This window comes from Pseudomonas haemolytica (assembly GCF_009659625.1).
Taxonomy (GTDB): domain Bacteria; phylum Pseudomonadota; class Gammaproteobacteria; order Pseudomonadales; family Pseudomonadaceae; genus Aquipseudomonas; species Aquipseudomonas haemolytica.
Genome location: NZ_VOIW01000012.1, coordinates 18803 through 39434, shown reverse-complemented (window position 1 = coordinate 39434; position 20632 = coordinate 18803). Strand labels below are relative to the sequence as shown.

The following is a 20632-nucleotide window of genomic DNA, read 5'->3' as shown; positions in this document are numbered from 1 at the left end:
GGCGACGTCGAGTTTGTCCAGGGCAGCCTTGGCGCGGATGATCGCGGCGGAGTCGTTGGCGGTCACATTGCGCGCTTCCAAGGCGGCAGCGGCGCCGGCACCGTCGAGGCGGTCCATGTTGGCTTCGGTGGCGTGGCCGGCGTTAGCGCCTTTGGCGGCTACTTCGCCTTCTTCTTCTTTGTCGAATTCGTCCCAGCTCAGCATGACGTGTCGTCTCCTGCGTGAGGGCTCAAAGGTGCCCGTGTGAAACCGGATGGTTGGGTGTTCACACGGCCCCAGGGCCCGGTGGATCTTAAGGAATCGTTTGTTGCAGCTAGCGCACGCATTAAACGGAATAGGGCTACGGGTGCTCTGCGTGAGGCTTGAGGTGCGGAGCAGTAGGTGCTCGCTCCAGCGGAATGCCTCAAGTCTGGCTCTTCATCCCAGTGTAAAGGGATATTGCAGGCCCGATTTACCCGCGCATTATAAGGAAAAAATCGGCGTTGTGTTGTGGCTGATGGTCTCGGATAAGAGACAAAAAGGCGGCTATTTGAGCGAGAGTGAGGGTTTGCGGGGGGTTGATGGGGTAGGAAATTTTTGACGGGCGGTGGGCTATTTATTGTGTGGGGGGCAGGGGAAGGCTTTTTGAGAGAAGGAAGGGAGGGCTTGGGGCTGGGTGATGACTGACACCGTTAGCGGGAGCAAGCTCTCTCACATTTGAACCGCTTTGTTCCAAGGGCCGGTTCTTGGCCGCAAGAACAATTTCTTGCGGCAAGTAAGAATCCAGCGTGAGAAGTTGTTAGCCGTTAGAGCAACCGTTGCCCATTACTTGATAGTTGAGAATATGACGCTGACCTTGTGAGTCTTCATATTCCATTTTTACCGGCACAACTTCGCATACTTCCGGAATACTGCTCATGGACAATACTTTGGCTACATCCAAGTGAGTGCTGTAGGTGTAGTCCTCAACAATTGGGGCGTTGTGGCTGGCCAGCTCAGTCGGGGCTTCGTCGGCCAGGGCGGCGGTGGCGCACAAGCTGCTGAGGGCCATAACTAATAACGCTTTCATTTCTTCATTACCTTCTTCAGGGCGAAAGGGGTCACGGGGCCCTTGTGAGGCCGCGTGTGTAACTTAAGAGTTGGGAAGTTCGGATTAACGTGCCTTCGTGGGGGCTGTAACTTGGTTAATCACGATGCCTTGGTTGGCGGAAGTGATTCTAAGCCTGCAGGTTGTATTCATATACCCGTGCTTTTGATAAACACTATTGGCGGTTTTTGTAACAATCCCGTGGTCATGCTTTTTTTACGCAGGCGTAAAGCGCCGCAGGCCGCGGGCCAGAGCAGCAAACAGGCATAGCAGGGCAATTTGTAGGGTCTTGTTACTACCATCGTCGAATGGTTCTATAGGCCCACCCCGGCTACAACAGGGGCCATACAACAACAACTATGTCACCGAGGTAAGAAAGATGAGTGCGGCTTCCCTGTACCCCGTTCGCCCCGAAGTAGCAGCCAACACGCTGACCGACGAGGCAACCTACAAGGCCATGTACCAGCAGTCGGTGGTCAACCCCGATGGCTTCTGGCGCGAGCAAGCCAAGCGCCTTGACTGGGTCAAGCCTTTCACCGCGGTGAAGCAGACCTCTTTCGACGACCACCATGTCGACATCAAATGGTTCGCCGATGGCACCCTGAACGTTTCCTACAACTGCCTGGACCGTCACCTTGCCGAACGTGGCGACCAGATCGCGATCATCTGGGAGGGCGATGACCCTGCCGAGAGTCGCAATATCACCTACCGCGAGCTGCATGAAGAAGTCTGCAAGTTCGCCAACGCCCTGCGTGGCCAGGATGTGCACCGCGGTGACGTAGTGACTATCTATATGCCGATGATCCCCGAAGCCGTGGTCGCCATGCTGGCGTGTACCCGCATCGGTGCGATCCATTCGGTGGTGTTTGGCGGTTTCTCCCCGGAAGCCCTGGCCGGTCGCATTATCGACTGTAAGTCGAAAGTGGTGATCACTGCTGACGAAGGCATCCGCGCTGGTAAGAAAATTCCGCTGAAAGCCAACGTCGATGACGCCCTGACCAACCCGGAAACCAGCAGCATCCAGAAGGTCATCGTGTGCAAGCGCACCAATGGCCAGATCAAGTGGAACCAGCATCGCGACATCTGGTACGAAGACCTGATGAAAGTGGCGGGCACCGTGTGTGCGCCCAAAGAGATGGGCGCCGAAGAAGCGCTGTTCATCCTCTATACCTCCGGCTCCACCGGCAAGCCTAAGGGCGTGCAGCACACCACCGGCGGCTACTTGCTCTATGCGGCCCTGACCCACGAGCGCGTGTTCGATTACCGCCCGGGCGAAGTCTACTGGTGCACCGCCGACGTCGGCTGGGTCACCGGCCACACGTATATCGTCTACGGCCCGCTGGCCAATGGCGCGACTACGCTGCTGTTCGAAGGTGTTCCGAACTACCCGGACATCACCCGGGTGGCAAAGATCGTCGACAAGCACAAGGTCAACATCCTCTACACCGCACCGACGGCGATTCGCGCCATGATGGCCTCCGGCACCGCCGCCTGCGAAGGCGCCGATGGCAGCAGCTTGCGCCTGCTCGGTTCGGTGGGCGAGCCGATCAACCCGGAAGCCTGGGACTGGTACTACAAGAATGTCGGCCAATCCCGTTGCCCGATCGTCGACACCTGGTGGCAGACCGAAACCGGCGCCACCCTGATGAGCCCGCTGCCAGGTGCCCACGCGCTCAAGCCGGGTTCAGCCGCACGGCCGTTCTTCGGTGTGGTGCCGGCGCTGGTGGACAACCTCGGTAACATCATCGAAGGCGCCGCTGAAGGCAACCTGGTGATCCTCGATTCGTGGCCAGGCCAGGCCCGTACCCTGTACGGCGACCATGACCGTTTCGTCGACACCTACTTCAAGACCTTCCGCGGCATGTACTTCACCGGCGATGGCGCCCGTCGCGATGAAGATGGTTACTGGTGGATCACCGGTCGCGTGGATGACGTGTTGAACGTGTCCGGCCACCGCATGGGTACCGCCGAGATTGAAAGCGCCATGGTCGCCCACCCGAAAGTCGCCGAAGCGGCGGTGGTGGGTGTGCCACACGACATCAAGGGGCAGGGCATCTATGTGTATGTCACCTTGAAGAATGGCGAAGAGCCGAACGAAGCGCTGCGCCTGGAGCTGAAGAACTGGGTGCGCAAGGAAATCGGCCCGATTGCTTCGCCGGATGTGATCCAGTGGGCACCGGGGCTGCCGAAGACGCGCTCGGGGAAAATCATGCGGCGCATTTTGCGCAAGATCGCTACGGCTGAATACGATGGGCTGGGGGATATCTCCACCCTGGCGGATCCGAGTGTGGTGGCGCATTTGATTGAGACGCACAAGACCATGAACGTCGCGTAAGGCGGGGTTTGTGAGACAGAGCCCCATGTGGTGTAAGCCGGGTGGGGCTTTTTTGTGCGGCTTAGAATACGACGCGGGCTAATGTGGGAGCGGGCTTGCTCGCGAATGCGGTACATCAGCTAAAGATTAGCAGGCTGACACACCGCCTTCGCGAGCAAGCCCGCTCCCACATTTGCATTGCACTTCATGGCGAATATCGGTGGTCGCCTGGTAGGCCGGCACAACGACCAGCCCAATAAATATCGGTTTTCACGGTAGGACGTTTCTGAATGTTACCGACAGGTGCAAATGTGTAACCCCTCGCCCAAACTTGAGGCAATGGACCACGCCGACGCCCCTAAAAACCGCGTTTTAGACACCCCAGGAAATTAGATTAAACGCCAGACTTGCCGTGCTAGAAGGGTTTGCGAATAATAGGCCCGCAATTTGCAGCATCATCAGGTTTAATATCTTTTGTCTCTGCATAAAATCCAGAGGCTGTCAATGTGCTGGAACCGCTTTCTCGGTGCTTCTGTAAATTGTTGTCGCATTGAGGAAATATCGGCTTCCGGGCTGTCGTTAGAATGCCGATCACTCGCTCGTCGTCGCAGGTGTCGCCCGCGCAGGACGCAGCACCGCTATTCGGTTACACCTTCGCCGCATCGTGGGCCATGGCTCATACTGCTGTTTTTGCCCTATACCGATGGAGTCCCAAGATGAAGAAACTCGTGCTGTTGGGCGCCCTGGCGCTGTCCGTGCTGTCCATGCAGGCTTTCGCCGAAGGCAAGCCACTGAAAATTGGTATCGAAGCGGCTTACCCTCCCTTTGCCTCGAAGGCGCCGGATGGCAGCATCGTCGGTTTTGACTACGATATCGGCAATGCCTTGTGCAAGCAGATGGACGTCAAGTGCACGTGGGTCGAGCAGGAATTCGATGGCCTGATCCCAGCGTTGAAAGTGCGCAAGATCGACGCGATCCTGTCGTCCATGTCCATCACCGATGACCGCAAGAAATCCGTGGACTTCACCACCCGCTACTACCTGAGCCCGGCGCGCCTGGTGATGAAAGACGGCACTGCAGTCAGTGACAGCCTGGATGAGTTGAAAGGCAAGAAGATCGGCGTACAGCGTGGCTCAATCCATGACCGTTTCGCTCGGGAAGTCCTGGCGCCAAAAGGTGCGGATATCAAGGGTTACAGCACCCAGAACGAAATTTACCTGGACGTGGCTGCCGGTCGTCTCGACGGTACCGTGGCTGACGCTACCTTACTGCAGGACGGTTTCCTGAAAACCGACGCCGGCCAAGGCTACGCGTTTGTAGGTCCGTCGTTCACCGAAGCCAAATACTTCGGCGACGGCATAGGCATCGCGGTACGCAAAGGCGACAAGGAAAACCTGGACCGCATCAACGCTGCCATCGCTGCGATCCGTGCCAACGGCGAATACAAGAAAATCCAGGACAAATACTTCGACTTCGATATTTACGGCGCTGACGCCAAGTAACTCATCGCAGCTGTCTGTCCGAAATGGCGCAAGCACCAGAATTCCTGAAGTTTGCGCCATTTTTTCATCCCCCTTTTCGAGGACCTGAATCATGTTGAAAGGCTACGGGGCCGTTATCCTCGATGGCGCATGGTTGACGCTTCAGCTCGCCTTGTCGTCCATGGCCTTGGCCATTGTTCTGGGTCTGATCGGGGTCGCGTTACGCCTGTCGCCGGTGCGCTGGTTGGCTTGGCTGGGTGACCTGTACTCCACGGTGATCCGCGGGATCCCCGACCTGGTGCTGATTCTGCTGATTTTCTACGGCGGCCAGGACCTGCTGAACCGCGTCGCGCCGATGCTCGGCTATGACGACTATATCGACTTGAACCCCTTGGCCGCCGGTATCGGCACCCTGGGTTTCATCTTTGGCGCCTACCTCTCGGAAACCTTCCGTGGCGCCTTCATGGCCATTCCCAAAGGCCAGGCCGAAGCCGGCCTTGCGTATGGCATGAGCAGCTTCCAGGTATTTTTCCGGGTGATGGTGCCGCAGATGATTCGGCTGGCGATCCCCGGCTTTACCAACAACTGGCTGGTACTCACCAAGGCTACCGCGCTGATTTCGGTGGTGGGCCTGCAAGACATGATGTTCAAGGCCAAGCAGGCGGCAGATGCTACCCGCGAGCCTTTTACCTTCTTCCTCGCCGTGGCGGCGATGTACCTGGTGATCACCAGCGTGTCGTTGCTTGCCCTGCGTTATCTTGAGAAGCGCTACTCGGTAGGCGTAAGGGCGGCTGATCTATGATCTTCGACTACAACGTCATTTGGGAGGCCATGCCGCTGTACCTTGGCGGTTTGCTGACCACCCTGAAACTGCTCGCCATCTCGCTGTTCTTCGGCCTGCTCGCCGCGTTGCCCCTGGGTTTGATGCGGGTGTCCAAGCAGCCGATCGTCAACGGCGTGGCCTGGCTCTACACCTATGTGATCCGTGGCACGCCAATGCTGGTGCAGTTGTTCCTGATCTACTACGGCCTGGCGCAGTTCGAAGCGGTACGCGAGAGTTTCCTGTGGCCGCTGCTGTCCAGCGCGACCTTCTGCGCATGCCTGGCATTTGCCATCAACACCAGCGCCTACACCGCCGAGATCATTGCCGGCAGCCTCAAGGCCACGCCGAACGGCGAGATCGAAGCGGCCAAGGCCATGGGTATGTCGCGCTACAAGTTGTACCGCCGCATCCTGCTGCCCTCAGCCCTGCGCCGCGCACTGCCGCAGTACAGCAACGAAGTGATCATGATGCTGCAGACCACCAGTCTGGCGTCCATCGTCACCTTGATCGACATCACCGGTGCCGCACGCACGGTGAACGCCCAGTATTACCTGCCGTTTGAGGCCTATATCACCGCCGGCGTGTTCTACCTGTGCCTGACCTTTATCCTGGTGCGCCTGTTCAAGTTGGCCGAGCGCCGCTGGCTGAGCTACCTGGCTCCACGGAAGCACTGATATGGAACGTATCGATCATCTGTTGCCTTGGGGGCACCTGGGTTGCGAACGCCAACTGAGCGTGTTCCGTTTCGGCAACGGCGAACGCAAGGCCTATATCCAGGCCAGCCTGCACGCTGATGAACTGCCTGGCATGCGTGCCGCGTGGGAGCTGAAAAAGCGCCTCACCGAGTTGGAGCAGCAGGGCGCCCTTAATGGCGTGATCGAGCTGGTGCCCGTGGCCAACCCGATGGGCCTCGGCCAGTTGTTGCAAGGCAGCCACCAAGGGCGTTTCGAGGTCGGCAGCGGCAAGAATTTCAACCGTGATTTTGTCGAGTTGAGCGAGCCGGTTGCGGCCTTGCTCGATGGCACGCTCGGGGATGATCCCCACGCCAATGTGCGTATGATCCGCCAGGCCATGAGCGATACGCTCAACGCCTTGCCCGAGCCGAGCAGCCAGTTGCAAGGCATGCAGCGCATCCTGCTGAGCCACGCCTGCACTGCCGATGTGGTGCTGGACCTGCATTGCGACGCCGAAGCTGCGCTGCATATGTACGCACTGCCCCAGCACTGGCCGCAGTGGCGCTCGTTGTCGGCGCACTTGAATGTGAAGGTCGGCCTGCTGGCTGAAGATTCCGGCGGCAGTTCGTTCGATGAAGCCTGCTCGCTGCCGTGGTTGCGTTTGTCCCAGGCATTCCCTGAGGCGCAGATCCCGTTGGCCTGCCTGGCGACGACGCTGGAGCTGGGCGGTCAGGCCGATACCGGCCGCGACGAAGCTATCTTCCACGCCGAAGGCATCCTGGCGTTTCTCGCCGAACAGGGGCTGATCAAGGGTGAGTGGCCGGCGCCGCAACATGAGCCCTGCGAAGGCGTGCCCTTCGAAGGCACCGAGTTACTCTTTGCACCCCACGCCGGGGTGATCAGTTACCTGCGTAAAGCCGGGGACTGGGTCGAGAAGGGCGAACCGATTTTTGAAGTGATTGACCCTCTTGAAGACCGCGTGAGCACTATCTGCGCGGGCACCTCGGGGGTGTTGTTTGCCGTTGAACGGCTACGTTATGCCCAAGCGGGTTTCTGGCTGGCCAAGGTGGCGGGGCGCGAAGCGCTGCGTCACGGGCGCTTGCTCAACGACTGACCACCTGTTTTTGTGAGAACCGACCGCATGTACAAGCTTGAAGTCCAAGACCTGCATAAACGCTATGGCAGTCATGAAGTGCTCAAAGGTGTGTCCCTGGCCGCCGCGGCGGGTGATGTGATCAGCATCATCGGTTCCAGTGGTTCGGGCAAAAGTACCTTTTTGCGCTGCATCAACCTGCTGGAGCAGCCCCACGCCGGCAAGATTCTGCTCAATAACGAAGAGCTGAAGCTGGTGGCCAACAAGGACGGCGCCATGAAGGCCGCCGACCCCAAGCAACTGCAACGCATGCGTTCGCGCCTGTCCATGGTGTTCCAGCATTTCAACCTGTGGTCGCACATGACTGCGCTTGAAAACGTGATGGAAGCCCCGGTGCATGTGCTGGGCATGTCGAAGAAAGACGCGCGTGAAAAGGCCGAGCACTACCTGGCCAAGGTTGGCGTGGGTCATCGTAAGGATGCCTTCCCCGGGCATATGTCCGGTGGCGAGCAGCAGCGCGTGGCGATTGCCCGTGCCCTGGCGATGGAGCCGGAGGTGATGCTGTTCGATGAGCCTACCTCGGCGCTGGACCCGGAGCTGGTGGGCGAAGTGCTCAAGGTGATGCAGGACCTGGCCCAGGAAGGCCGCACCATGGTGGTGGTTACTCACGAAATGGGCTTTGCCCGTGAAGTGTCGAACCAGTTGGTGTTTTTGCACAAAGGTATCGTTGAGGAGCGTGGCAACCCACGGGAAGTGCTGGTGAACCCGCAGTCCGAGCGTCTTCAGCAGTTCTTGTCCGGTAGCTTGAAATAATTTCCCCTGTGGGAGGGGGCTTGCTCCCGATGACGGACTGTCAGTCAGCACTTGTGTATCTGATGTACCGCTATCGGGAGCAAGCCCCCTCCCACATTGGATCTTCATTGTTTTTGAGATTTGTGTTGGTTTCCGGGCTAGCATTGGCCCTTGTCTTCATTACCGTTACTCGCTTCGGATAGCACTCCATGACCGCCCACAAAATTGGTTTCCTGATTTGGCCCAGCACTAAAGCACTCACGCTTGCGCTGGCTGAGGAGGCCTTGCGCGTTGCCCAGCGGGTGCATCCGGACGTGGTCTACGAGCTGTCATTTTTGCTCGCCGAGCCGGCAACCCCAGGCGCCTGGCAACTGCCCGGCGAGGCGTGGGCCGGCAAGCTCGAAGGTTTCCAGAAGCTGTTCCTGCTGGCGGATGAGCCGCCCACTGCGATCGCTTCCCAGCTCAGTACCGCCCTCAAGCAGCTTGTCCGGTCAGGGTGTGTGATCGGCGGTTTGTCTGCCGGTGTGTACCCGCTGGCCCAGCTTGGCCTGTTGGATGGCTACCGCGCCGCCGTGCATTGGCGCTGGCAGGATGATTTCGCCGAACGCTTTCCCAAGGTCATCGCCACCAGCCATTTATTCGACTGGGACCGTGATCGCCTGACCGCCTGCGGTGGCATGTCGGTACTCGACCTGCTGCTGGCAGTGCTGGCCCGTGACCACGGTGCCGAGTTGGCTGGTGCGGTGTCCGAAGAACTGGTGGTGGAGCGCATCCGCGAAGGCGGCGAGCGCCAGCGCATTCCGCTGCAGAACCGCCTGGGTTCCAGCCATCCCAAGCTGACCCAGGCGGTTTTACTGATGGAAGCCAATATCGAGGAACCGCTGACCACCGACGAGATTGCCCAGCATGTCTGCGTGTCGCGACGACAGCTTGAAAGAATATTCAAGCAATACCTCAACCGCGTTCCCAGCCAGTACTATCTGGAACTGCGCCTGAACAAGGCGCGCCAGATGTTGATGCAAACCAGCAAGTCGATCATTCAGATCGGTCTGTCGTGCGGCTTCTCCTCGGGGCCGCATTTCTCCAGCGCCTACCGCAACTTCTTCGGCGCAACCCCTCGTGAAGATCGCAACCAGCGGCGCAGCAGCAGCCCCTTTGAACTGTCTTCGGTGCCGTCCGAGCGCGGTTGATCAACCCGTCAGTCTTCTTCTGGTTCAGGGTAAGTCACCACCAGTGGTGTGCCTTGAGCATCCACTCTGGCGGCTTCGACCTGGAAGTCGATGTCTGTGCGTTGGTAATACTGGCGCAGACGCCCCAGGCTTGTTGGCGATAGCGGGTTAACGCTCAGGTCGCAGTCCTCATTGAACGCTGCTCGGGTGTCCAGCAAGTCCGCCGATATCTCGCTGATCCCGTTATTGCTTAAATCCAGCGTGTGTAATTCATCCAGGCGAAACACGCCTTCAGGGGCTTCGCTCAGTGCCGCATTACTCAGGTGTAGCGACGCCAGTTGGCGCAGCGAACTGATGTCAGGGGCGTGGCCCAAGGGGTTGTTACTCAAGTCAAGGAACTCAAGCTGGGTCAAGTGCGCCAGCGCTCCGCGGGTCTCGGGTGTCAAGCGGATGGCGCACTCCTCCATGGCCAGGCTGGACAGCTTGGGCATGTACTGGATCGACTCAGGCAGCGTGCCCAGCGAGCATTTGGTGAGTGTCAGTGATTGCAGCTGCTTGAAATTGCGCAGTGTGCCGTCGACGCCGGTGGTGGTGCCGTTTCCGGTCAGCTCGAACGAGGTCACGTGGTTGAAGTTGGCGTTCAACTGCGGCAGCTCGCCCAGTATCGGTGTATCCGATTGCACCGTGTGGCTCAGTTCTTCGCCTACGCTCTCTTCGTCCTGGGCACTTTCGCGCCGCCAGGCTTCTTCCAGCAATGTCTTGAATTTCTGTCTCGACAACTGGTCCAGGGCACGGGTTTGCTCGTCAAGGGGTACATCCAGGATCGGGTGTCGATCCGGAACATCCTGCACCCACAGTTGCAGGTCGTTGCCCAGTTGTTCGTATTCGGCTTCCAGGCGCGTCAACGTCGGGTCGACCGCTGCCATGTCGCCGGGTAGGCGGAAGATAAAGCGGTCTGCCTCGTCCTCCAGGAAGGTGGGGTATAGGCGCTGAGTACGCATGCGTTGTTCCGCGGATGCCTGGGCGGCGAAGCTTTCGCCGGTGCGCTGGCAGTAGGTTTTGATCAGCTCCAGGGTCGTGGGGGTCAATGGGTTGCCGGAAAGGTCCAGTGCGCTGGTGAGTGAACTCGGCAGCGCAAAAAGCTCGTCGGGCAGTTGTTCAATGGCGTTTGCGCTCAAGTTCAGCGCCTGGCGGGGTGGGTTACTCAGCAGCTCCGGCGGTATCTGCGTCAGTCCTGTTTCTTTGAGTGAAATATGGCTCAAGCCGGGCAGGCGACTGAAATCCGGGAGTTGTCCCAGGCGGTTATGGTCCAGGTTCAAGTACTTGAGGCTGTTCATGCCGTGCAACCCCTCCCGACTGGCGGGGCTCAGCTCGATTGAGCAGCGTGGCAGCCCCAGTATTTCCAGTTCTGGCAGGTTGAGCACCGAGGGTGGGATATCACCGAGCCTCACGTTGTCGATGTCGAGGATCTTGAGGGCCGGGAAACTATCGATAAAGGCGGTTGAGCCCATCGGGAGGCCGCTGCCTTTGATCGTCAGCGAGCCAATATGCTTGAAGCGCGCACTGAGGGTGGGCAGGTCGCCCGCGAGAGACTGAGGGATGTCCAGGGTGTGGACGAATTGAGTGTCTTGGGGCAATTCCCGACGCCAGCTTTTTTCGAGCAGCGCCTTGAGTGCGGTGCGGCGGTTGCTTTCCACAGGCTGTATCTGCGGTTGCTGTGCCCAGTCGTTGAGCTCAAGTTGCAAGGTGTCCAGTTCACCGGTCAGCCGTGCCAGCTCGCGCCTACCTGCTTCCAGGTCGCCGGGTAAACTGTAGATCAACTGGTTGATTTGGTTATCGTCCAGCGAAGGGTACAACTGCTTCGCATCGCGCACGTCTACTGCAAGGGCATCGGCCTCCCAGTAAACACCGTGCTGCTGGTAGTAGGTTTTGACACGCTCAAGGGTGGTCGGTAAGAGCGGGTTGCCAGACAGGTCGAACGCAACGCTTTTATTCGGTGGCAGATCGAACAGTGTTGCAGGCAATTCACTGATCTGGTTGTCGCTGAGAAACGCCGCTTCCAGATCGTTGCGGGTGAGCAGGCCCGGGGGGATGCGATCAATGCCGGTGTCGGACAGGTCCAGGGTATGCAGTTCGGTCATGGCCTCCACACTGGGTACGCGGCCCAAGGGATTTTTATGCAGGTCCAGGGTTTTCAGCTGGGTCATCGAGGCGAGCCGGGCCTGACTGTGCGGCGTCAGGCGAATTGCGCACTCCCTCAGACTCAGTACGTTCAAGTTGCGCATCTGCAATATCGCCGGTGGCAGGTCGCCCAAGGGCAGATTGTCAACGGCCAAATGACGCAGCCGCGCAAAGTAACCCAGGAACGCGGCTGCTCCCTGCGTGTGGTTGTTGCCTGACAGGGTCAGCATGGATACGTGATCGAAGTTGGCGGACAGCCGCGGCAGTTCGCCGCGAATATGATAATGCAGGTTCAGCCGGTGGCCGTCGCGTGCGGGGTCTTCGAAGTAATCATCGATGGGCAATTCCCTGCGCCAGCAGCGTTTGAGTTCGCGGGCGATGAGCTCGCGATTGCGTTGTTCGTACTGGCGCTGGCGCAAGCTGAGTGCAGAGCCGTTCTCGGGGTTTTGAGAGGGGATGTTGCGTTGCCAGGTATTCAGGTCGCGTTCCAGTTGGCGGTATTCGATGCCCAGCGCTTCCAGGCCGGCGAGTGCACCGCCGGGCTGTGATTGCAAGTGATTCAGCAGGGTGGTCAATTGATGGTCGGCAAGCCCTGGGTATAGGTCGCGTGCGCGTTGATGCAGGTTCGCAGCGCCCAGCGGCGCAGGCACCTGGGCGCGATAGCCGTCGTCGCTGCCTAACAGGCGCAGGGTTTCAATCACCTGTCCGGGCTCGTGATCAGTCGTGAGCAGTACGCGTAGTTCGTTGCGGGGAAGGGGCGCCTGCTGTAAGCGTTGCTTGAGTTGTGCGCCTTGGTAAAGGCCCAGGCCGAGCTGGTCACGCTGCTGGTCGGGCAGGGCACTTAAGATGGCTGAATACAGGTCAGTCTCGCTGGCGAGGGCACCCTGTTCATCGTACGGCTGGTATCGACCCGCTTCGGTGCGCACCAAGGTGCGATGGATAGGCGCGTCATCTGGGCCGATCCTCAGCCAGGTTGGCCCGGTCAGCGAGTCGTGACGGGCCTCGAGCTGTACCTCGCCCGACCAGCCCGCCAGTGTGCGCAGGGAGTCGAGTGCCAGGCGATCGGTGTCCACCGAGGCTGGCGCATTCAGGTGCTGGCCCTCATAGGCACGGTTGAGCCGTACTTCATTCAGTGCGGTGCGTGCCAGTTCGGCCAGGCGCGGCGGCGTCTTGTGCTCGTGCAGCGCTTCAAGTTCTGCGCCGCTCGCCTCGCTCACGAGGGTTCGCGCAACGCTTGCGGGCAACCCGGGCGTGGTGCTGAGCACTTGCTGGGTAAGCGGCTCGGTCGAGGCTTGCAGTGGCGCATACCGCGATTCGAACAACGCGTTGCGCTGGTGATCGGCAATATCCGCCAGCTTATGGCGCAGCAGGTGGGCGCGGCGTTCCAGGCTCAGCTCTGGGTCGCTGGCGCGCTCACCGAACTGCGTGCGGATCTCCTCGGTGGTCAGGCCGCGCAAGACCGTTTTCAGCAAGTCGCCATTGTCCAACTGGGATTCGTACACCTGAATCGCCGGCATGCTCTTGTCCCCGAATTCCCAGGCGGTCTGCCCCTTGTCATTGATGATGCGCAAGGCTTTGGTGGGCGGCCACGGGCCGTGAGTGGTCAATAGCTGCAAGGTGTCTTGTGGATCGATCTGGTGATACACCGTCGGGTCGTCACTGCGTAGCTGCTCGATGAGCCGTTGGATGTTGCGGTCAATGCGCAGGCGGCTCAAGGTATCGTCCAGCAGCGGTGTCGGCCGTTCGCTGTTGACATGCATTTTGCGTACGACCTGTTCATCCGTGCCGCTGATATGCAGAGCCAATTCCCGGTCCGCCTCGCTCAAGCCCTGGACGCTGTGCCCTAGCCGGCGCAGCAGCGTGGTTTTGTCCCACTGCAAAGGTTGTTCGAGTTCGGTGTGCCATGCGCCAGCTTGATTGTGTCGTACGATCGGGCGGTAGGCTTCGGGGCGGGTCGGGTGTCTGATCTGATAAAACTCGCTGTCCGGGCCTTTTTCCACGCTGTACAGTTTGTCTTCCAGCGCCAGGATTTTTTCCCCGCCCGTCTCGTGCAGGCCCAGCTCGTTGATACCCAGGCGCGGTGGTAGCGAGGCTGGGTACTCATAGGGCTTCAAGTCCGGTTTCCAGTAACGCTTGGCACCATTGGCCAGGCTGACGGGTTTGAATGTGTCGATATAGGCGAGTACTTCCTGGGGCAATGCCTTGCGCAACAGAGGCGCGCCAATCTGGCTGCCCGCGGCGAATGCGCCCAACTGCACCAGGGACTCCAGCACACTCAGGAAATGACCCAGGGCAACCTTGCCCTCTCCTTCGGCCCAATCGACAATACCTTCGAACACATCCTCGAGCAGCTGATAGGCCATGTAGCCCATCATCAACTCGCCCAGCCCCGGGATAAAGGGCGCTACCACCATCAATGCGGCATTGAGGATCGAAGATGCAACATCGACGAAGGAATCCCAAAGCCGCCAGCGTGCCTCACGGTCGACACTAGCGGTGGAGACGGCAAGAGTGCGGGCATCATTGAGCATCTTGTCGAGTTTTTGCTGATACAGATGCAACCAGGGGTCGCCCGAGATCGGCACGGCGTCAAACTGCAGTTGGGGATCGTCGGTAGGCATACTGCGCCAGGGGGCCTCGCTGCTGCCCTCGACGGGTGGATGCCAGGTAATGCGCGCCAGGCGCTGGCCCAGGCCGGAAAAAAACACCCCGCGAGAGGCGTGGGGCACAAAGCGGCTGAAGAAGGTTTGATAGTCGCGATCACGCAGTTGTCGTATCAGTTCCTGCATGAAGGCCAGCGACGAGGCATATTCCTTGAGTGGGTGCTGTGGATCATCTGGAATGTATGCCACCAGGCGCTGGGCCGACCGGGGAACTTCCAGGTCGGGGGCAAACACTTGGATACCCGTGAGCGGAATGTCCATCATCCTGAAATCGTGACAGAGCAACGGTTGGTCATCGAGCCTTGGGTGGGGTGTGCCTGCGATCAGCCCTTCGATAACGGTGCCGAAGTCCTCGCTGATATCTCCCTGGATACGGGCCAGTTGCAGCGCCACCTGCAGGGCGGCTTTGTGGCTGGCGTCGACCTTCAGGCGCAGTACTGCGGTGGCCACCGGGTTGGACACCCCCAACTCCTCGTCGAGGTAGCGGGCGTAGAGGGCACCGATATCCAGGTCGCGGCACAGGCTGGCGAACGCCGAAATTGACATTACGCGCTTGATTTGCGGCAAGGTGTCGAACTGCCCGCTGGCTGAGGGGCGCGTGATAAAGGTCGAGGCCGGCTCGTAGGCGTCCGCCAGCGTTTCTTTGTGTTCGAAGTTATGCAGGGCGGCGTCGAGCAGCGAGACGGTCCAGGTTCGAGCGGCGCCGGAGCGTATCGAGAACCATGGGACGCTGTCGGGGATATACAGGCGTACAAACGTGGCGTCGACGTCTAGTTCCAGGCCGAACTCGGCTTTCAGTGCCTGCTCGAGAATCGGGGTGGCGAACGTCTTGACGTCCTGCAGGTGTTGCAATGCCCGGTCCACACTGTTTTGTGCATCCCAGTGGGCGCCGGTCAACCGTCTGAGCGCCGCCCGCTGCTCGGCGCTGCCCGGCAACGGTTGCGGTTGGATGCTGGCAAGCGCCTGGCGTTTGCCGGCAGAGGCATTGCCGAGCCAGGCGGGCAGGGCGCTCGTCAGCAGTTGGTAGTGGCTGTCAGGCAGGCTGGTATCAGCGAGATCGATGTTGGTCATGGAGCGGGTCCGTACAAGTCATGAAGGCTCGCAGTAAACCAGCCGGTCGCGGACAGGGGGCTTTAGATAGTTAGGGGGCACAGCCCGCCCCCTCACTTGACCTCACTGGTTTCAAGGTTAAGCATTTTTTATTCATCCCCCTCTTCTTCGGAGGAGGTGTCGTCGGGCGTCGCCATGGGCTGTCGAGCTTCGGGCACCTTAAAGTCCACGGCCGTACGGCGGTAGTAATGGCGTAGTTTGTCTAGCGCCCCAGGAAGGAAGCGGTTGCCGCTGAGATTGAAACCGTCAGCCCTATCGGCGTCTAGTCCAAGCAGGTCGTCAGGCAGCTCGGTCATGGCGTTGTTGCTCAAATTCAGTGCCTCGAGCCGTGGCAGGTTGAACACTCCGCGAGGGGGCGCGGTAAGGCCAGCGTTTTCGATCATCAATGTGCCCAACTCGGTCAGGTTGCTGACATCGGGAGAGATGCCCAACGCGGTGTTGTGACTCAGGTCCAGGTATTCAAGCGTGTGCAGGTCGCTCAATGCTGAGGCGCTCTGCTGTGTCAATCGGATATTGCTTCGCGTCAGCTTGAGCCCCTTGAGCTTTGGTAATTTGAATACGCCGGCGGGAATGTCTGGCAATGTATAGCGGTGGATCAACAGGCTTTCCAGGTTGGGAAAACGCTCGAGAAAGCCCTCGGGGATCGATGTGGTGTCCTCTCCTCTCAGTTCCAGCCTTGAAATATGCGCGAAATCGACCCGCAGTACCGGCAGGTCGCCGGTTAGCGGCACGGCTATTTTCATTTCGTGGGTGTTTTCCGGTGGCTCATGCGCTAAATCCAGGCTGGTTTCCCGTCGCCAGCCTGCTTCTAGCGATGCCTTTAATTGGCCGCGAAAGTTTTGTTGCAGCGCTCGCTCGCCTACATCCATGGGCACGCCCGTGAACGGGTGCTGTGCGGGTACATTTACCGCCCATTCTCCCAAGTCTGCTTGCAAGCGCTCAGAGTCTGCTTTTAGGCGTACGAGTATTGCCATTGAGTCGTCCAAGCCGCCGGGTAGCCTATAAATGAAGTTATTGGCCTCATTGGCGGTGTAGGCGGGGTAGAGCGCCTGGGCCAACCGCAGCTCCTCAGGGTGGGCGTCTGCGCCAAAATGTTCGCCGGTCCTCTGGCAGTAGCTTTTGATGCGCTCCCGCGTCGTGCGTGAGAGTAGGTTGCCTGACAAATCAAAGACTCTGGCGCTTTCTCTGGGCAGGCGGAAGAGGGTGACGGGTAGCCTGCTCAAGTAGTTATTACTGAGGTTGGCACTCGTCAACCGAGGGTGATTGAACAGGCCTTCGGGGAATAGGGAAATGTGGGTTCGGCTCAGGTTCAGTGTCTGTAGGTGGGTCATGCGTCTAAGGTCGGGGGTGAGCGACAGTGAAGTGTTGTTCGAGAGGTCCAGATGTCGAAGCCGGGTCAATGTGGCGAGGTCTACGCGGTTTTGAAAGGTCAGGTTCAGGTTGCAGTTGCGCATCGTCAGGCTGTTGAGATGGGCGAGCCCGATCACCTCAGGCGGGATGGTGTTGAGGGCGAAATCACTGATATCCAGCGTGCGCAGGTTGGGAAAGTGAGTCAGGAAGCTGGGGGTGTCTCGGGTGGTGTGGTAGCCCTTCAGTTTCAACGTAGAGATGTAGTTGAAGCGCGTATTCAGTGTCGGGAGCTCGCCATATACGGGGTCGAGGTGCAATACGTGCCCGTCGCTAAAGCCTGGGTCCGGCGGGGTTTCATGACGCCAGGCGCGGATCAGTTCGCGTGTCCATCTCCAGCGACTGAGTTGCTCATTGGCGGCCACCAAGGGAGGGAGCGGTGTTTCGGTGCCAAGCAAGGTTCGCGGGGTGTTGAAGTACCAGGTCGACAGGCTGCTCTCGAGCTGTGAAAACTCGTTCTTCATATGTTGAAGCGTTCGCAGGGGCGTGCCGGGCTGACGTCGCATGAAGTTCAGTGTACCGGTCACTTGTGCCGGGCTCAGGCGGGGGTAGAGCTCATGCAGTAACTGAGCTTCCAGGTTGCTGCCTGGGGGGGGGCCGTCGTAGCCCTCCATGCCGCCGGGCAGGCGCATCAGGTTCGGGTCATAAAAGGGTTTGCGCAAGGGGGCGTCGGCCAGCAGAGTACCAAGTGCTTCACGTGTCAGTGTGTGTTGACGCAAGGTTTGCCTCAGCAGCGGGCCTTGGCCGATGTGAATGCCCAGCGCATTGCGCTGCGCGTCCGGCAATGCCTGGAGGACGGCAGTGTAGAAGTCGGTTTCTCCAAACAGCGTGCCCTTGCCGTCTTCGGGAACATAATCACCCTCGGCACTACGCACGAGCGTGCGTTGTGTCGGTGCCTGGGGGCTGCCGATAGCATCCCGTACCCTGCCGGTTCGGCTGAAATCAGTGACTACCAGGCGCACCTGCGGCGACCAGCCTGGCAGGTTTTCCAACGAATGCAGGGCGAGCCGATGTGTGTCGCTACTTTCCAAGGCGTCCCTGTACAGCCCTTCATGGGCCCGGCTGATTCGCACTTCATGGGCAGCCCAGCGTGCGCGCTCAATCACCGATGTGGGCACGCTACCTTGATCGATGTCCAGCAGCTCTTGACCGGTGGCGCCGCGTAATACTTCTTCGGCAGCGCTGGTTGGCAGGCCAGGGGTGGTGTCGATGATTTTTTGCAGGCGTGCGTTATCGGTTATTTCGACTTTTCGATAGCGCGAGTCAAACAGAGCGGCACGTTTGTCTTGGGCTTGGCGTGCCAAGCGTTTATGCAGTGTGGCGGTGCGCACGTGCATGTGGGGAGTGGTGCCGAACTCTTCTTCCAGCAAGGTTTTGCGCTCTGACTCGTCCAAGGTTTCCAGCAGGGTTTTCAGCAGGTCGCCATTATTCATCTGGGCCTCGTGTATTTGCGCCACGGCGGCGTTTTCCCTGCCCTTATGCTCCCAGGCGGTTTCACCTTTTGCATTGAGAAACCGCAAGGTCTTGGATTCGGGCCACAGATGGGTCTGGCTCAGTAGCCACAGTTGGGTCTGCGGATCGGCTTTTTGATAAACCAGTGGATCGTCACTGTTCATCTGGTCGATGAAATCTTGTAATTGCTCATCGATCTTGATGCGCTTGAGAGTGTCGGCCAGCAGAGGGGGCGGCGGCTGGTGGTCCACATACATTTTGCGCAGAGCACCATCGTCGGTCCCGCTGATGCGCTGGGCCTGTTCAAGGCCCGCCTCACTGATGGCGTCGGCTGGCGGGCCGAGTCGGCGCAGCAGGGTGGTGCGATCCCACGTCAGCGGGCGATCCTGTGGCGTCAACCAGGCACCCTTGCCATTGCCGATTATCCGTGGACGGTAGGCGTGCGCACGGGTGGGGTGCGCGAGGAAGGCGTTGCCCGATTGCTGCTTGACGGAAAAATGTTGCCGGTTGAGCGCCAGGATCTGTTTGTCTTCATGGGCGTGCAGCCCCTGCTGGTTGGGACGTGACCCTGCGGCCAATTGAGTGTCGTGGGCGTAGGGTTCCAGGTCGGGGTTCCACAGACGGGTTTTACCGTCGGTGGTGACCGGCGTAAGCGCGTCAAAGAAGTCCCATAGCGCCTTCGGCAACGCCTGGCGCAGCAGGCCCTCGGCAATGGGGGCGCCGACCGCGAACATGCCCAGTTGGACCATTTGTTCAAGGATGGACATCAGGTGTCCGAATGCCTGGCGCTTGAGCCCTTCGGCCCAATCGAGGATGCCTTCGAAGACCTCATCAAGCAGTTGATAGGCGGTATAGCCGAGCATTGCCAACCCTAGCGGTGGAATGAAGGGCGTGGCGATGAGCGCGGCGATTTCGAGAATGGCTTCACCGATTTTTTGCACTATGTCCCAGCGCCGCCAGCGTGCCTTGCTATCGGCGTCGGCAGTGGGTACGGCTGTCACCCGTGCATCATTGAGCAGTTTGTCGAGCTTGTTCTCATACAGATGCTCGTACAGGTCGCCGGTGATTTTTGTGGCGTTAAATTGCAGGTTGGGGTTGGTCACCGGCTCGTCGCGCCAGGTGGGGCGTGGGTCGCCGGCGACCTGCTTGTGCCAGGCCACGCGTGACAAGCGGTTGTTGAGGTCGGCGAAGAAGTAGCCTCGATGTTCATGGTTGACGAAGCGGCTGAAAAACGCCTGGTAGTCGTTGCTGCGCAGCTTGCTCGCCAAGTCCTGCATGAACAGAGTGCCGTTGGCGTAATACTTGAGAGCGGACTGCGGGTCGCCGGGAATGTAGGCCACCACCGGGACTGCGCTGCGGTGCAACTCCAGGTCGGCGGCGAACAGTACGATGCCGGTCAGCGGCGCGTTCATCAGGCTCAGGTCGTGGCTAAGTAGCGTCTTGCCATCGAGGTCGCTGCTGACGTTATTTAGATAACGGCCAAGGGCATAAAAGACCGGGCGCGTCACATCCTTTTTCAGCAGCGCCATCTGCCTGCTGGCTTGCGCTTCGGCTTTCAGGCTCTTGATGACCTTGTTGCGTAACTGGTCTTCGAGAACAGCGTCTGTGAAACCGAAAAAACGTTTGAGGTAGTGTTGATATTGCTTGCCGATATCCAGCTTGCGGCACAGCTCTATGAATTGCGCGATGCTGATTTGATTGCGCAGCTGGGGCAGCGTGTCGAACTGCCCTGTGGCGGACGGTTGGGTAATGAAGGTCGACTCTGTGCTATACGCCGTCGTTTTGTTTTCATCCGCGTCGAAGTTATGCAGCGCCGCCTCCACCAGCGACACGGTCCAAGGCTTGACGCTACCCGTCTCGAGGGGGAACACGGGTAAGGTCAAGGGGATATACAGGCGCAGATAGGTCGTGCTGACATCGGACTCAACGTCAAACTGCTTCTTGAGTGCCTGTTGCAGTAACGGCGCGGCAAATGCTTGGGGCGACTGAAGCGTTGCCAGGGCCGTATCGACCTGGTTTTGCGTCTCCCAACAGGCCTGCATTGCCTCTTGGAGTGGGGCGTGTTGCGAACGGTCGGCCTCTGCATGCCAACCGGCGAATTCAAGCCGGGTGTTTTTCAAGGCGTGGCGCTTATCGCCTGAGGCGTTTCCAAGCCATTTCGCAAGGCGGGTGTAGGCACCGGCGGGCACTCTGCTGGCTGCCTCTGTAAGGCTTTGGACGATAGGGGTTGAAGTCGGTGTGGGCACGAGGCTGATCCTTCAGTGAGTGGCGTCACTCTCATCACAGCAAGCTTGAAGGGCGTAAAGGCCACAGATAGTTAAGGGCGTACGGAAAAAACAACGGGCTGTGCCTCTGCCTCTGAAGTGACACACCGTTTAAACTGCGCCATTGCGACGCAATATGTCGC

The 20632-nt window shown here is 59.3% G+C and carries 10 protein-coding genes and 1 pseudogene; 7 read left to right on the top strand and 4 right to left on the bottom strand.

Annotation, left to right across the window (positions count from 1 at the left end; translation table 11 throughout):
• Window positions 1-204 (bottom strand): annotated as a pseudogene (locus tag FRT59_RS26825) (ribonucleotide-diphosphate reductase subunit beta); the annotation flags it as partial.
• Window positions 205-778: 574 nt separating this feature from the next.
• Window positions 779-1048, bottom strand: a complete 270-nt coding sequence (locus FRT59_RS26820; RefSeq protein ID WP_034119437.1) for a DUF2790 domain-containing protein — start codon at window positions 1046-1048, stop codon at window positions 779-781.
• A gap of 397 nt (window positions 1049-1445) precedes the next feature.
• Here FRT59_RS26820 and acs point away from each other — a divergent pair, with 397 nt between their 5' ends.
• From acs to argR, 7 genes are all read left to right on the top strand, one after another.
• A complete protein-coding gene (gene acs / locus FRT59_RS26815; protein ID WP_034119438.1) occupies window positions 1446-3401 on the top strand; it encodes an acetate--CoA ligase in 1956 nt (651 codons plus the stop codon).
• A 695-nt stretch (window positions 3402-4096) separates the two neighbouring features.
• Entirely contained in the window at window positions 4097-4882 is a 786-nt protein-coding gene (locus tag FRT59_RS26810) for an ABC transporter substrate-binding protein (RefSeq protein WP_153872802.1), read from the top strand.
• A 91-nt stretch (window positions 4883-4973) separates the two neighbouring features.
• Window positions 4974-5663 carry an ABC transporter permease gene (locus FRT59_RS26805; protein WP_032886746.1) on the top strand — a complete coding sequence of 230 codons (690 nt, stop codon included), beginning with the start codon at window positions 4974-4976 and terminating at the stop codon, window positions 5661-5663.
• Window positions 5660-6358 carry an ABC transporter permease gene (locus FRT59_RS26800; RefSeq protein WP_034119440.1) on the top strand — a complete coding sequence of 233 codons (699 nt, stop codon included), beginning with the start codon at window positions 5660-5662 and terminating at the stop codon, window positions 6356-6358. The genes FRT59_RS26805 and FRT59_RS26800 overlap by 4 nt, the downstream gene beginning before the upstream one ends.
• Before the next feature lies 1 nt (window position 6359).
• The gene (locus tag FRT59_RS26795) at window positions 6360-7472 is read left to right on the top strand and encodes a succinylglutamate desuccinylase/aspartoacylase family protein (protein ID WP_153872801.1); all 1113 of its coding nucleotides are present in this window, start codon (window positions 6360-6362) and stop codon (window positions 7470-7472) included.
• A gap of 27 nt (window positions 7473-7499) precedes the next feature.
• Window positions 7500-8264, top strand: coding sequence for an ABC transporter ATP-binding protein (locus FRT59_RS26790; RefSeq protein ID WP_003214336.1), 765 nt, complete (start codon window positions 7500-7502; stop codon window positions 8262-8264).
• Window positions 8265-8452: 188 nt separating this feature from the next.
• Complete coding sequence (argR, locus tag FRT59_RS26785) at window positions 8453-9433, top strand: transcriptional regulator ArgR (protein WP_153839987.1); 981 nt, start codon at window positions 8453-8455, stop codon at window positions 9431-9433.
• 8 nt (window positions 9434-9441) lie between these two features.
• On the opposite strand, the gene FRT59_RS26780 is transcribed toward argR, so the two are convergent.
• Complete coding sequence (locus tag FRT59_RS26780) at window positions 9442-15327, bottom strand: dermonecrotic toxin domain-containing protein (protein WP_153872800.1); 5886 nt, start codon at window positions 15325-15327, stop codon at window positions 9442-9444.
• A gap of 128 nt (window positions 15328-15455) precedes the next feature.
• The gene (locus FRT59_RS26775; RefSeq protein ID WP_245223371.1) at window positions 15456-20267 is read right to left on the bottom strand and encodes a leucine-rich repeat domain-containing protein; all 4812 of its coding nucleotides are present in this window, start codon (window positions 20265-20267) and stop codon (window positions 15456-15458) included.
• Window positions 20268-20632 lie beyond the last annotated feature (365 nt).